At 40.0% G+C, this 13434-nt stretch carries 14 protein-coding genes; 11 read left to right on the top strand and 3 right to left on the bottom strand.

The window, feature by feature from the left end; all coding sequences use genetic code 11:
- Positions 1 to 131 precede the first annotated feature (131 nt).
- The 8 genes from KFT32_RS02835 (at position 132) to KFT32_RS02800 (ending at position 7476) form a co-directional block, all read left to right on the top strand.
- Positions 132 to 587: an Lrp/AsnC family transcriptional regulator gene (locus tag KFT32_RS02835; protein ID WP_211745619.1), complete on the top strand. Its 456-nt coding sequence runs from the start codon at positions 132 to 134 to the stop codon at positions 585 to 587.
- Positions 588 to 721: 134 nt separating this feature from the next.
- Positions 722 to 1042 (top strand): hypothetical protein, encoded by a 321-nt coding sequence (locus KFT32_RS02830; protein WP_211745618.1) that lies wholly within the window; start codon positions 722 to 724, stop codon positions 1040 to 1042.
- Positions 1043 to 1223: 181 nt separating this feature from the next.
- A complete protein-coding gene (locus KFT32_RS02825) occupies positions 1224 to 1832 on the top strand; it encodes a histidine phosphatase family protein (RefSeq protein WP_211745617.1) in 609 nt (202 codons plus the stop codon).
- A 694-nt stretch (positions 1833 to 2526) separates the two neighbouring features.
- Entirely contained in the window at positions 2527 to 3483 is a 957-nt protein-coding gene (locus KFT32_RS02820) for an ATP-binding cassette domain-containing protein (RefSeq protein ID WP_211745616.1), read from the top strand.
- The gene (locus KFT32_RS02815) at positions 3480 to 4274 is read left to right on the top strand and encodes an ABC transporter permease (protein ID WP_211745615.1); all 795 of its coding nucleotides are present in this window, start codon (positions 3480 to 3482) and stop codon (positions 4272 to 4274) included. Before KFT32_RS02820 ends, KFT32_RS02815 begins: the two co-directional genes overlap by 4 nt.
- 31 nt (positions 4275 to 4305) lie before the next feature.
- Positions 4306 to 4983 (top strand): response regulator transcription factor, encoded by a 678-nt coding sequence (locus KFT32_RS02810; protein WP_211745614.1) that lies wholly within the window; start codon positions 4306 to 4308, stop codon positions 4981 to 4983.
- The gene (locus tag KFT32_RS02805; RefSeq protein WP_211745613.1) at positions 4980 to 6074 is read left to right on the top strand and encodes a sensor histidine kinase; all 1095 of its coding nucleotides are present in this window, start codon (positions 4980 to 4982) and stop codon (positions 6072 to 6074) included. The genes KFT32_RS02810 and KFT32_RS02805 overlap by 4 nt, the downstream gene beginning before the upstream one ends.
- Positions 6075 to 6324: 250 nt before the next feature.
- Positions 6325 to 7476, top strand: a complete 1152-nt coding sequence (locus tag KFT32_RS02800; RefSeq protein WP_211745612.1) for a Gfo/Idh/MocA family protein — start codon at positions 6325 to 6327, stop codon at positions 7474 to 7476.
- Here KFT32_RS02800 and KFT32_RS02795 read toward each other — a convergent pair whose 3' ends face one another.
- Together KFT32_RS02795 and KFT32_RS02790 are read right to left on the bottom strand one after the other, a co-directional pair.
- Entirely contained in the window at positions 7477 to 8358 is an 882-nt protein-coding gene (locus KFT32_RS02795; RefSeq protein WP_211745611.1) for an AraC family transcriptional regulator, read from the bottom strand. It abuts the gene before it with no gap.
- A 158-nt stretch (positions 8359 to 8516) separates the two neighbouring features.
- On the bottom strand, positions 8517 to 9053 hold the full coding sequence (locus tag KFT32_RS02790; protein WP_211745610.1) for a cysteine hydrolase family protein: 537 nt from the start codon (positions 9051 to 9053) through the stop codon (positions 8517 to 8519).
- 147 nt (positions 9054 to 9200) lie between these two features.
- On the opposite strand from KFT32_RS02790, the gene KFT32_RS02785 reads away from it, so the two are divergent.
- Positions 9201 to 9392, top strand: coding sequence for a hypothetical protein (locus tag KFT32_RS02785; RefSeq protein WP_211745994.1), 192 nt, complete (start codon positions 9201 to 9203; stop codon positions 9390 to 9392).
- A gap of 436 nt (positions 9393 to 9828) precedes the next feature.
- On the opposite strand, the gene KFT32_RS02780 is transcribed toward KFT32_RS02785, so the two are convergent.
- The gene (locus tag KFT32_RS02780; protein WP_211745609.1) at positions 9829 to 10368 is read right to left on the bottom strand and encodes an NADPH-dependent FMN reductase; all 540 of its coding nucleotides are present in this window, start codon (positions 10366 to 10368) and stop codon (positions 9829 to 9831) included.
- 447 nt (positions 10369 to 10815) lie between these two features.
- On the opposite strand from KFT32_RS02780, the gene KFT32_RS02775 reads away from it, so the two are divergent.
- Both KFT32_RS02775 and KFT32_RS02770 read left to right on the top strand, forming a co-directional pair.
- Positions 10816 to 12447, top strand: coding sequence for a type 2 periplasmic-binding domain-containing protein (locus tag KFT32_RS02775; RefSeq protein WP_211745608.1), 1632 nt, complete (start codon positions 10816 to 10818; stop codon positions 12445 to 12447).
- Between the two features lie 55 nt (positions 12448 to 12502).
- Positions 12503 to 13426: an ABC transporter permease gene (locus KFT32_RS02770; protein ID WP_211745607.1), complete on the top strand. Its 924-nt coding sequence runs from the start codon at positions 12503 to 12505 to the stop codon at positions 13424 to 13426.
- Positions 13427 to 13434: the final 8 nt, after the last annotated feature.

The raw sequence follows: 13434 nt of genomic DNA, 5'->3' as shown, positions 1-13434 counted from the left end.
TCCCTCATGTTCATCACGACCTTTCTTACATTTCATTTTATCGATTTATTCGGGGATATCACATGTCGAATAGAATGTATTTCGATGATATACTTTTAAAATGATACATAATAGAAAGGGAATGGTTTCAAATGAAAATCGATGATATCGATATGTCCATTTTGACTGAGCTTCAGAGAGATGCCAGACTTTCAATGAGGGAACTTGGAAGGTTGGTCAACCTATCAGCTCCATCCGTGACAGAACGTGTAAAAAGGTTAGAAGACTCTGGAATGATTGAGGGCTATACGATTCAAATCAATCGAAAAAAACTTGGATTTACAATGGATTGTTTAATAGAAGTAACGATTCAACATGGTGACCATAAACGGTTCAAATCTTTTGTGGAAAACTACCCTACGGTTCTATCCTGTTACCGAATCGCAGGTAAGGCGTGCTATATGGTATTGCTGACAGTGAGTCAGCTAGATGAGATTGAAGCGTTTTTAGATGAAATATCAGCGTATACTTCTACACTTACACATGTTGTTTTCTCTGAAGTTAAAATAAATACAGCATTAGAGCAACATACGCCGCTTCTGTCATAACATTTCAAAGATCAATCGAATAAAGGATACTGGAGAAGAAGTTTTAAAAAGATCTGCTTATGGGTAATGATAGGAAATAGCTACAGACGGATATAGCAACATGAAGGAACATTAACGACGAGGAGAATGACACGATGGCGCTTGGACTATTAGTAATTATGTTTACTATAATAGCGATCATAAGTATCGTTAGTATAGGACTATTGTTTACTGTAAAAAACCGAAAAATTAACAATATTATTTTTGCAGTTACAGTGATTATAGGTATTGTGGTCAGTTATATGAATTTCACAGCGCTTCCTACCAATTATACGACTGAGCAAATCGTTGCAGTAATTTTTGGTTTGTTGGCTGTGATTGCGTTGATCCTGAAATTCATGAATAAGGATAGGGTAGCAAAGATTCTCTCAGCTGCATCCGTGGTATTGGGAGTTGTACAACTTTTTTTCTTTTAAGAACTTTACAAAATAGAATGAACTGACGCTTGGGAAACCAAGCGTTTTTGTGTACTCTTATTTGTCTTAATGTATTCCGAAGATATTATTCCAAGCTAGTCCAAAGATAGCAATAGAAGTATTATATACTTAGGATACGTTAATTACATATTTGGGACAGAGCATGAATGGAGATGTTATTTTGGAACAAGTAATCTACTTACTTCGGCATGGAGAAACCATACTAAATAGTGAGGGAAGATATCAAGGCGAACTTGATTCACCACTCACTTCAGTGGGAATTGAACAAGTTCAGAATATAGCTAGACTGCTGAAAATGGTGGCCCATGAACCTAAAGATTGGGAGATTATCTCTAGTCCATTAGGACGAGCGATGCAAAGTACGGAGATCATCTGCGGAATATTAGGATATGATCTAAATCATGTAGTCACAGATCATCGATTAAGTGAGGTTTCCGTCGGCTCGTGGGCAGGCTTAACTAGTATGGAAATTGAAAGTTCTTGGCCAGAACTTCTCAAAAATACGGATCATTACAATTGGTATTTCAATTCACCAGACGGCGAAAGTTATGAATCTGTTGTGGAGAGGGTTACTAGCTGGCTGGAGAGTATAAAAAATAAAGAAAAAGTCATCGTAGTCTCTCATGGACTTACGGGAAGAATCTTGCGCGGTGTATATAGTAATTTAAAGAAAGAGCAAGCCTTAACCCTAGATGTATCGCAGAGTTCTTTTTATAAATTAAACAATCAACGATTTGAACGCATCAGTTATGAGTTTGACGAATTTTAGAAGTGATAGCTATCGAATTTTTCATCAACAAAGGATTGTTGAAAGGAAATCAGTAAACAAAAGAGCAGTTTGGCCAGAAAAGGCCAAACTGCTCTTTTTATGTTCCAGCACTAGACAAAACCTAACTAAATGTAACATTACGTTTATTAAAATCTAGATGGATCTAAAAGAAAAAAATGGGACTATTATTTATATGACTAGTAGAGTTACACCCACACAACCTCTTTAACTGTTCATATAATGAACGAGGAGGTGATTCCAAATGAATTTCAAACATAAAAAGAAGCTGATTGTTGTTATTCTTAAACCGGGTCAGAAAGTATTGGTAGTTTGTAAACGCCATCATCACAAATAACATAAATAATAACTATTATTTATGTTTTATAAAGTTCCAAGAGACTTTTAGTCCCACGCAGTATTTTAAGTAATTGTAATAAAAGCCGCTTTTTTACAGGCGGCTTTTTGTTGTGGATTGTAATTCCAATTATGAAGTGAATTTATATTAGACTCTACCATCTGCCTTCTTTATATCTACATAAATCGTAACAACTTCTTGGCACTGGCTTAGATAAATGGAGATGTCTACTCCAGTTTACATTCAGTTCATAAAACTCATTTAACCTAAGATCGTTCACAGGGGAGCAAGAGCAACAGCGATGCTGTGAGCCGTAATTTTAGAGGAGGTTGACAGAGAGTGGAGACCATTATTCGAGTGGAGAATTTAAGAAAGCAATACAAAAATAGTGAACGAGCTGCAGTGGATGGAATTAGCTTTGAGGTAGGGAAAGGTGAGTTTTTTGCTTTTCTTGGTCCTAATGGTGCAGGCAAGACGACGACGATTTCCATCCTGACAACAACATTATCCAAGACGGAAGGCGAAATTATCATTGCAGGATATGATGTAGAAAAAGAGGCGTCGATGGTGCGCCGGAATGTAGGGATTATTTTCCAGAATCCAAGTCTTGATTTGGATTTAACGGCAGAAGAGAATATTCGGCTACATGTGAGTGTGTATGGAGTGTATAGTTATCGGCCTTTCTATAGTATGATGCCTTCTTCATATAAACAACGGATTGAAGAACTTGCAGAAGTTGTAGGAATTCATGAAAACTTGTTTAAGAAGGTGAAAGGATTCTCAGGGGGAATGAAGCGTAAGCTTGAAATTATGCGTAGTTTAATGCACAAACCACAGATCTTGTTTTTGGATGAGCCAACGCAAGGGCTAGATGCATCAGCGCGCCAGTCACTTTGGACGTATTTACAGAAGATTCGTAAGGAAGAGAACATGACCATCTTTCTAACCACACATTATCTTGAAGAGGCTGAGGAAGCTGATCGCGTATGTATGATAACCAAAGGAAAGATAGCCGTTCTTGGTACACCGGATGAGATAAAACGAGAATTATTGGGCGATAGATCCATGATTATAGGGGCAAGTGATCTTACTGAGCTCAAGAAGGAGTTAATCTCGATGCAAGCACCTTTTACAGAGGAGAATGGAACCTTAAAGGTGACTTACCATGAGCGGACACCGCAGCACTTATTGTCGAAGCTGCGAACTCCTCTTACCCGGCTTGATATTCATCAGCCTACGCTGGAGGAAGCTTACCTTAGTCTAGTAGAACGCAGTGGAATGGGAGTGGCGAAATGATAGCTTCAACAAAAAAAGAAGGTAATGCAATCTTTGCCATAGCAGCACGGGAGATTACCAAAAGTATTAAGAACCCAACGCATCTCGGCGTCAATATTTTGATACCTGTTATATTTATCGGTATTATGGGCGGAAGTTTATCACAAAATATGGCGGCAGGCCTAGGCTATAATTTTCTACAATTTATGATGATTGGTATGATTGTGAATAGTCTCTTCACAGGACTTATTAGCGGAATGAGCTCTTTAATTGAAGAACGAAACCAGAATTTCACGCAAGAACTTTACGTTTCACCGATATCCAGATATTCTATTATTCTGGGTAAAATGATCGGCTCAAGCTTTGCAAGTCTTGTTGGCCTGATCGGAATCCTGGTTGTGGCTCTCCTGATGCAAATTCCTCTTGGTGGCATGCATATTGTTTACCTGTTTCTGATCTCGCCACTGTTCTGTTTAGTGGGTGGAGCGCTTGGCATTTTTTTCATCGGTTTTGTGCAAGACAGTAAAACGGCAGATATGGGATCGATGATGATCATTATGCCACAAATGTTTCTCTCTGGAGCGATGATCCCGATTCAGCATTCTACTGGAATTCTGGGTTTTCTCGCTAAATTGATGCCGATGACCTACTGTGTCGACTTAGCACGCGCTGTATTTTATGCCGGTACACCCATATATGATCAAATTGTTATTCATCATCCCGTTACTAACCTGTTAGTAATGACTGGATTCTTTCTCATTTTTACGATTGTGGGAACATTGATGTTTACGAGATCGGAACGAAATCGATAATGATATTTATATAGAATAAGGAGTGTATCTCATGCCAATGATTCTTGTTGTTGATGATGATCCCCACATTCGCGAACTGGTAAGTCATGTACTGAAGACTGAAGGTTTCAGTACCACGGAAGCTTCAAACGGACAAGAAGCACTGAAAGTATTGGAGTCCGTTAAAGCTGACCTTGTCATTCTGGACATCATGATGCCTGGTATGGATGGCTGGGAGCTGTGCAAAGAATTAGCTGACGATTATAACAACATCCCACTGCTTATGCTGACGGCGAAGGGTGAAATTACTCATAAGGTCAGAGGCTTTGAACTTGGTACGGATGATTATCTTGTTAAACCTTTTGATCCATTAGAGTTGATCGTCCGGGTGAAGGCGTTGCTGAAGCGGTATCGTATTGCGGCTTCGCAACAAATCCAAATTGGCGATCTTAGGCTGGATCATAATACGTTCGAATGTTATGACGGGGAGGAAGCCCTCACGCTTCCTCTAAAGGAGTTTGAATTGTTATTCCTGCTGGCGAGTTATCCTGGCAAAACCTTTCCCCGCGATCAGCTCATTGAGCTAATATGGGGATTTGACTATGAAGGAGAAGAACGCACGATAGATGTACATATCGGGCGGTTAAGGGAACGGTTCAAATCAGAAAATCATGCATTTCAGATTCGAACAATACGTGGTTTGGGCTACCGCCTTGAGGTGAAACGATGAGAAGAGGCCCATCGACTACTAACGCAAAAGCTATATTTAAGTTTATCATGGGCCTCCTCTGGGTAACGATCGCTCTTTTGATTTGTTGGTCCGTCGCATTTTTCCTGACTTCATCGCTCGGATTGCATCTATCTCCTCTGCTACTACAATTATTGAATTCGCTTCTTGGCTTCTTTTTGTTTGGATTATTGATGTACATTTTGTCTAAATTTGTGAGTAAACGGCAACGGGTATTCTATCAGTCGATTACCGAAGCGCTGAGAAGAATCGCAAAAGGTGATTTTCAAGTGATGATTCAGCTTCCTGAGCGATTTGACGAAGGGCCAATGAATCATTTGATTCATAGTATTAATGATATGGCAGCTGACCTGGGTAAACTGGAATCCATGCGTCAAGATTTTATTTCGGATGTTTCACATGAAATTCAGTCTCCTCTAACCTCCATTAGTGGGTTTGCAAGAGTATTAAAAGAGGAAGGGCTAAGTCCAGAGATGAGAAATCATTATTTAGAAATCATCGAAAAAGAAAGTGTCCGGCTGTCCAAATTGTCAGAAAACATGCTTCGACTTGCGTCGCTCGATTCGGAGCAGCATCCGTTTTATCCTGTACCCATGAGGCTTGATAAACAGATTCAGACGATGATCCTTGCCTGTGAGCCGCAATGGCTCGATAAAGATTTGGAAATGATTGTGGATCTACAGCAGACAAACATTGAAGCAGACCCGGATTTGTTATCTCAAGTATGGGTGAATCTTCTTCACAATGCGATTAAATTTACTCCAGTTAAAGGAACAATCCAAGTTTTCTTGGAAGCTAATGATGAAGAAGCGATCGTCAGGATAGAGGATACAGGTATTGGGATATCTGCGGAGGATCAAGAACATATTTTTGAAAGATTTTATAAAGCGGATAAATCAAGAACCCATGCCAGTGGTGGAAGTGGACTCGGACTTTCGATTATTGAAAAAATTGTAAAGATGCACGGAGGAAACGTGAGTGTCACGAGCTCACTAGGGAAAGGAACGACATTTACCGTATGGTTACCTTTAGTCGCAGTGCCCGAACATGACCGAGTGTTACCTAGCTTCTAGAGAACATGGTTGCTACACCGGGCCAGTCGTTCATAGACAATGGTATGTATCACACTACGAAAGCACTCGCCGGAAGGTAGGGTGCTTTTTTTCTACATTACGTATGACGGAATACGCCTTTTCTTTTCAAACTAGACCGCAAAGTAGTGTTATTTTTGAGCAAAGTACAACGACAATGAATGCGGAGCTGATGATACAGTGAGGTATAGGTAATATAGTACTTTCTAATGAAAGAAGGAGGCTATGCATCATGCTAAACGTGGCTATTATTGGAGCTGGGGCCATTTCATCAGCGCATATTGAAGGTTATTTACAATTTCCAAAGCGTTGCAAGATTGTTGCGGTTGCAGACAGTTTTGAAGGTAAAGCGCAAGCCAAGATTGACAAGCACCAATTGGACGCAAAGGCAATAACCTCGTATCAAGAACTACTTCAGGAAGATATTGATGTCGTATCTGTTTGTACTCCTCCCTATACACATGCACCGATTACGGTAGATTTTTTACAAGCAGGAAAACATGTCATTGTAGAGAAACCGATGGCATCTTCACTGCAAGAATGCGATGCAATGAATGCGGCAGCATTAGCAAATAATAAAGTATTATCTGTGATTGCACAGAACAGGTTTAAGACCCCAATGATGAAACTGCATTCCATCTTGCAGGAAGAGTTGATCGGCAAAATTGTTCATGCCCAAGTCGATTCCTTTTGGTGGCGCGGTCATTGTTATTACGACCTCTGGTGGCGAGGGACATGGGAAAAGGAAGGCGGCGGTTGTACGCTAAATCATGCTGTTCATCATATTGATGCATTACTTTGGATGATGGGAAAGCCAAGCGAAGTACAGGCGTTCATGGGTAATGTATCGCATGATAACGCGGAGGTGGAAGACATATCCATTGCGATGTTACGTTATCCAAGCGGAGCGTTAGCTGGAATTACTAGTTCAGTGGTTCATCATGGGGAAGAACAGCAACTGATATTCCAGGGTTCCAAAGCAAGGGTATCTGCCCCATGGAGGGTTACGGCTTCACATTCGCAGCCCCACGGATTTCCGGAAAATAATCCGGAATTAGAAGAACTCATTCAGTCTAGATATGACACTCTCCCGGACGTAACATATGAAAGTCATGTGGGACAGATTGATAATGTGTTAACCGCCATTGAGACAGGTACGGGTGTTCTAATCGATGGAGATAGTGGTCGTTCTACTCTGGAATTAATCGTAGGCATCTATAAATCTGCAAGTACAGGAGAGAAAGTAACGTTTCCTATAAGCCCAGAAGATCCGTTCTATACAAGGGAAGGGATACAGCAACATGCGATACATTTTTATGAGAAAAAGGTGTCCGTTGATCAATTTCAAGATCGTCCTATCACGATGGGAAGCGAATTTAAGTAGTTAATTCATTTGTTTCCATTTCTTACGAAATTGATGAGGTGTATCTCCCATATGCTCCTTAAACATTTTGCAGAAATAAGAAGGACTCGTGATCCCTAATTCTTCACTAATCTGTGCGATGGTATCATCACTTGAGGTCAAACGCTTGATAGCTTCTTGGACTCTCCGAGCAGCAACGTATTCTGAAATGCTTCCGCCTATAGTAGCTTTGAATATATGTGAGAGATGGTAAGGAGAAAAATGAAGCTCATCTGCCATGTGTTCGAGACGAAGAGGCTCCTTATAGTGCTGTTCGAGCCACCTTAGCATAGCTTCTGCTTGGTGGCTTCTTCGTGTTATTGCAGGCAGGGAGCTATTTCCATGCATTTTCCATTGTGTTTTCAAGGAACGAAACAATACGATAAGGAAGAGTGAAAATTCTTCTACATCGTTAGCTTTTATAAGATGTGTAAGCCTTTCTTGCATATCGGAAATGAGTGAAAATAGATCAGAAGATTCATCCAGACCATAAATACATGGTGACGTAAGCTGATGAGCATGAAGATGAGTGAAAAATTGTTTTAAAGCAGGCCATTTTTCAAAAAATGGTTCATACACTGCGGGTTCAAAATGGACAATAGAACGAATGAACGGTATATCCGTACTCATGTTTACTTTCACATGATGTAATTGAAAAGGTTGAAAGACACAGAGCATTCCCGCTGTGATCTCGTAACTCTTCTGACCTAATATGATGTGTCCGCTCCCCTGATGTATGAACAGCAACTCTAATCCTTGATGGGCATGGAATACCCCTTTGAAATGATCTGGGGACACGCTGCTCCGACGATAGGCTAGATAAAGCGGGTATCGATGTAAATCAATACTTTGTAGGCTCGACATGTCGATTCCTTCTTTCAAGATTATTGAAAGCATTTACATTTATGATAACATCTATATAATCAGAACTATTGATAGAGAAAAATTCTTGAGGAGAAAGGTGAAGGGGTACAATATTGACGAGATTTCGTGATAACAATGAATGAAAGTTCTATGATCCTTTAGAACATGAACAAGATATCATCTGTAACCATAATGGAGGCAAACCAATCTTTCATAACTTGGTTATGATGTTTAATGATGTGTTCTGCATTTATAATACTTGAATCTTTGGTACTGTGCCCATCTTGAACAAGAACAACGTCATACCCAATACTAAAAGCTCTTCGGCAAGTCGCATCTACACATATTTCCGATTGAATTCCAGCTATGATAATACGCTTGATATTTTTTGCGGCTAATTGTTGTTCAAGACAGGTTTGATGAAAAGCATCAGGATGGTTTTTTTCAATAATGATTTCCTTGCCTGTAAGAGGAATAGAAGGATGGATCTCCCATCCAGGTGTTCCCTTTTCAGTAAGACTTCCTTTTTTACCGTTATGTTTCGTAAGAAATACAGGTACTCTTTTGCTGTCAGCCATAGATATGAGCAGGTTTATATTATTAAATAAGGTATCGGATTTCCATATAGGCTTCTCCTCCAGAAATGAACCAGATTGCATGTCAATAATCAATAAAGCTGTATGTGTAATGCCCATAATCTTAGTCATCTCCTTTATCATTTTGCTAAATCACGTCGCTTTTTTAGAATGTATACATATTATTTCCAGACAGAATGTAACTAAAACCCTTCAGTCATTCATAAATCTTAACTAAATCTTATATAAGGCGGGATTAAATTGGCTATGTATGTGATTGTTATCATCGTCGCATTAATTGGAGGAGTTGGAACCGTACTCGTCGGATTGTCAAAAGAAAATGCAAAGCAAAACCATGAGTATGAAAGTAAAGCGAAGGAGAATATTTCGAAAATTGTATTATTTTATCTAATAGCGATTATTGCTTTTATTATCATGTGGGTGTTGATCGTAGACTAATCCTCTCTCTTCAAATAAGATCTTCTAAATTGACATATTGTTGTCAAGATTACTAAGCCATTTTGTATCTTTTTTACTTTACAATAAGTGAAAAGGCATATGAGAGGAGCAACCAGATGGAATTCGTTACGATGATGGCTGTAGTTATACTATTGTGTTGTTGGTGGGCAACAGCTTTATTTTTCAGACTTGCAAAAGATGACCACTAATGCCGTTGTAACAGCGAATGGCCAACATATGTTGTGATACAAGATACCATAAAGTTATATTATAATCGAAGTAGCACAAAATACATATGAAACCGCGGATTCCGCGGTTTTTTTTATTTAATGGAAAAAGCCTCAATATATAAGCATATAGAAAAGAGCCCTAATTCGGTGAAAACCGAACTAGGGCTGTAACTTCTTCATATTGATCTCTTTAATGGATAAAGCTCTTAGCGCAAAGTTTTCAATGCACCGCTCCATCGAATGACTTGGTCAAGCATGCCATTCAGATTTACGAGATGCAGGTCGGCTGGTTTGAAAACTGATCCATTCTCAAAATCAGTGAATAGGGAAAGGGCTGGGTGTACACGAACATCCGCTACGGACAATTCTCCCAAAATTCCACGCAAATGCTCAGCAGCACGAGCGCCTCCAACTGAACCGTAGCTTACGATACCAGCCGCTTTGTCGTTCCAAGCTTCACGCGCATAATCAAGCGCATTTTTTAAGGATGCAGAAATACTATGGTTGTATTCTTGAACGATAAAGACAAAGCCATCCAAACTTGCAAGTTTCGTATTCCAAGCTGTCGCTTGTTCTGTAGCGTCCGCTTCTCCCAATAGAGGAAGTTTGAAATCCGCGATATCTACGATTTCATAATTAGCATCCCCGCGCTGATCAGCGATTTTTTTAACCCATTCTCCGACTTGTGGACTTAAACGACCTTGACGCGTGCTTCCCAAAATAATTCCGATATTCAATTTCGACATTGTTATTCCCTCCTGATTTTACTTACATTATTGAACGATTTGTCTTGAAATATTCTGTATAAGAATATAATAATACCATCAAGTATATATTGTCAAGTAACTTTATAAAAGTTAGTATAATTCATTTGAATTTATAATGGATGTTTAATCAGTGCGTTACACACAAAGTATCCATAAAGTTAGTTTATGATGCCTTAGGCGATAGGCAGTACTTATCTTCTTAAAAGTTAGGATGAGAATTAAATACGAAAATATATCTTTCCAAACGATTTCAGGAAGGTGATTTTTTAGTGAGTTTTTGATTATTGCCTATTGCTTTATAGAATTTGTCAGTGGCATTTCAAATAAATAAACATCCCATTTTAGTTTTTGCACATATCTTGCTAAGCTGCTAGCCCTTAACCTGTGAGTATAGCAACGTAATCCTAAATAAGCGGGGGTAGGCAAATGAGACGATGGTTAACTTCCATGCTCAGCATGTTAATGGTGGGTACACTGTTAGTCGGCTGTACCGGAAACGGAGGAAGTGCAGAGAGCCCAAAAGACGAAAACACCGGAGAAACGGACGTAGTAGCTGAAGTTACAACATATCCTATTAAAACGGATGAAACCCTCACCTATTGGGCTGAAATTACGGGAAACCTAGTTGGTGTAAAAGCTTCACATGCGGAAGTTCCATTCTTTCAGGAGTGGCAAAAGGTGACAGGCGTGCCGCTTACTTTTACAGCACCACCAACTGGACAAGCTAAAGAATCATTAAACGTTATGCTTGCCTCTGGAGATCTGCCCGATATGATCGAATACAACTTTCTAGATTTCCCGGGTGGTCCTGAGAAGGCTATAAGTGACGGTTATATCATTAAACTAAATGATTTAATCAATAAATATGCTCCGAATCTGAAGAAGTATTTGCAGGAAAATCCCGATGTAGACAAGATGGTCAAGACAGATAGCGGAAGCTATTATACCTTCCCTTTTATTAGAGGAGATGAGTATTTGAAGGTGTACCAAGGTCCAATTATCCGTAAGGATTGGCTGGATGAGCTGGGACTTCCTGTACCAGAAACAATTGATGAGTGGACGACGACACTCAGAGCATTTAAAGAAAAGAAAGGGGCATCCGCTCCCTTTTCCGTTGTTAGTAAGCCAAGGTTTTTTAATGATTCAGGCAATGGTGCCTTTCTTGGGGCGTTTGGTGTCACCAGAGGATTCTACCAGGAAGACGGACAGGTGAAATTTGGACCAGCAGAGGCTGGATTTAAAGAGTATCTGAGTTTGTTCCATGACTGGTATAAAGAAGGGCTGATCGATAAAAACATCGCAACTACAGATACGAAAGCCGTTGATGGCAATATCGCATCTGGTGCAACAGGAGCATCGGTTGGTAATTCAGGGTCAGGGATTGGGAAGTGGCAGCCACTCGTAGAGTCGAACGATCCGGATGCTGTACTTGTTGGAACACCTTATCCTGTATTAAACAAAGGGGACAAGCCAAAATTTGGACAGAGAAATCAAGCCTATTCCTCAGAGGGAACCGTGGCGATTACATCAATGGCCAAAAATCCGGAGCTTGCGGTAAAGATGCTGGACTACGGATATAGCGAGGAAGGCCATATGTTCTTTAACTTTGGTCAAGAAGGGGTTAGCTATAATCTCGAAAGCGACGGTTATCCAAAATTTACGGATCTGCTTATGAAAAATCCAGATAAACTAGCACCAGCTCAAGGAATTGCCTTGTATGCAAGAAGCAGCTATAACGGTCCATTCGTACAAGACAAGCGATATGCAGAACAGTTTTTCGCACTAGAATCGCAACGTGAAGCCGTAGAAATCTGGCAAAACACCGATTCTGCCAAGTACAACCTGCCACCGATTACCCCAACACCAGAGGAAAGCTCTGAGTATGCCACAATAATGAACGATATCAATACACTTGTTGACGAAATGACCATTAAAATTATTTTGGGTAACGATCCTATTGATCAATATGAAAGTTATGTACAAAAAATGAAGCAGCTGAATTTGGACCGAGCCATTGAAATTCAAACCGCGGCTTTAGAACGTTACAACAACAGGTAATGAATGGGGAGGGGAAACCCTCCTTATCTTTGAAAATGAGGTGAACAACATACCCATGGATACTTCCCGAACTTTTAAGAGCCGGTTCATCCGGGACTTCATGATGAATAAATACCTCTACCTTATGATGCTTCCGGTCATCGCATATTATCTCATTTTCCACTATACACCCATGTACGGGGCAGTCATCGCATTTAAAGATTATTCCCCCATGAAAGGCATCGTTGGTAGTGATTGGGTAGGTTTAAAGCACTTCTACGATTTTTTTAATAGCTATTATTTTTTGAGAATATTAAAAAACACCATATTGATCAGCTTATATTCCTTGCTCTTTGAATTTCCAATGCCGATTCTGTTAGCACTATTAATTAATGAGGTTAGACGCCAGAGGTTTAAGCGTATCGTTCAAACGATTACGTACATGCCTTACTTTATTTCTCTCGTCGTCATCTGTGGTATTATTACAGATTTCACGAATGCGGATGGACTTATTAATCGGCTGTTTATGTTAATTGGTTATGATGGCCAGGCGATGTTACAAAGGTCGGATCTTTTTCGTCCCATTTATATTTTATCCGAGATTTGGCAGCGTATCGGCTGGGAGTCCATCATATATATTGCAGCCCTGACGAGTATTGATCAGGAGCAATATGAAGCAGCCCGAATGGATGGGGCTAACCGGCTGAAACAAATGATTTATATCACGCTACCCGGTATACTTCCGACGATCACCATCATGCTCATTCTGAGAATGGGGAATCTCCTGAATGTTGGGTTTGAGAAAATCATTCTCTTGTACAACCCAGTTACCTATGAAACAGCGGACGTGATTTCTTCTTTTGTCTACAGAAAAGGGTTGCTTGAATTTGGCTGGAGCTACAGTTCTGCAGTTGGTTTGTTCAACTCCGTCATTAATCTCATCCTACTGATTACTGCAAACTACATCAGCCGGAGGGTGAGTAATAACAGCTTATGGTGAGGTGAAAT

The organism is Paenibacillus sp. Marseille-Q4541 (assembly GCF_018310695.1).
Classification (GTDB): Bacteria; Bacillota; Bacilli; order Paenibacillales; family Paenibacillaceae; genus Paenibacillus.
This window is presented reverse-complemented; position numbering and strand designations above follow the sequence as displayed.

Coding starts and splice junctions, on each gene's coding strand:
- KFT32_RS02800 (WP_211745612.1), top strand. CDS start 6,325: ATGCTAAACGTGGCTATTATTGGAGCTGGGGCCATTTCATCAGCGCAT.
- KFT32_RS02770 (WP_211745607.1), top strand. CDS start 12,503: ATGGATACTTCCCGAACTTTTAAGAGCCGGTTCATCCGGGACTTCATG.
- KFT32_RS02805 (WP_211745613.1), top strand. CDS start 4,980: ATGAGAAGAGGCCCATCGACTACTAACGCAAAAGCTATATTTAAGTTT.
- KFT32_RS02795 (WP_211745611.1), bottom strand. CDS start 8,358: ATGTCGAGCCTACAAAGTATTGATTTACATCGATACCCGCTTTATCTA.
- KFT32_RS02830 (WP_211745618.1), top strand. CDS start 722: ATGGCGCTTGGACTATTAGTAATTATGTTTACTATAATAGCGATCATA.
- KFT32_RS02785 (WP_211745994.1), top strand. CDS start 9,201: ATGTATGTGATTGTTATCATCGTCGCATTAATTGGAGGAGTTGGAACC.
- KFT32_RS02780 (WP_211745609.1), bottom strand. CDS start 10,368: ATGTCGAAATTGAATATCGGAATTATTTTGGGAAGCACGCGTCAAGGT.
- KFT32_RS02790 (WP_211745610.1), bottom strand. CDS start 9,053: ATGGGCATTACACATACAGCTTTATTGATTATTGACATGCAATCTGGT.
- KFT32_RS02810 (WP_211745614.1), top strand. CDS start 4,306: ATGCCAATGATTCTTGTTGTTGATGATGATCCCCACATTCGCGAACTG.
- KFT32_RS02835 (WP_211745619.1), top strand. CDS start 132: ATGAAAATCGATGATATCGATATGTCCATTTTGACTGAGCTTCAGAGA.
- KFT32_RS02815 (WP_211745615.1), top strand. CDS start 3,480: ATGATAGCTTCAACAAAAAAAGAAGGTAATGCAATCTTTGCCATAGCA.
- KFT32_RS02775 (WP_211745608.1), top strand. CDS start 10,816: ATGAGACGATGGTTAACTTCCATGCTCAGCATGTTAATGGTGGGTACA.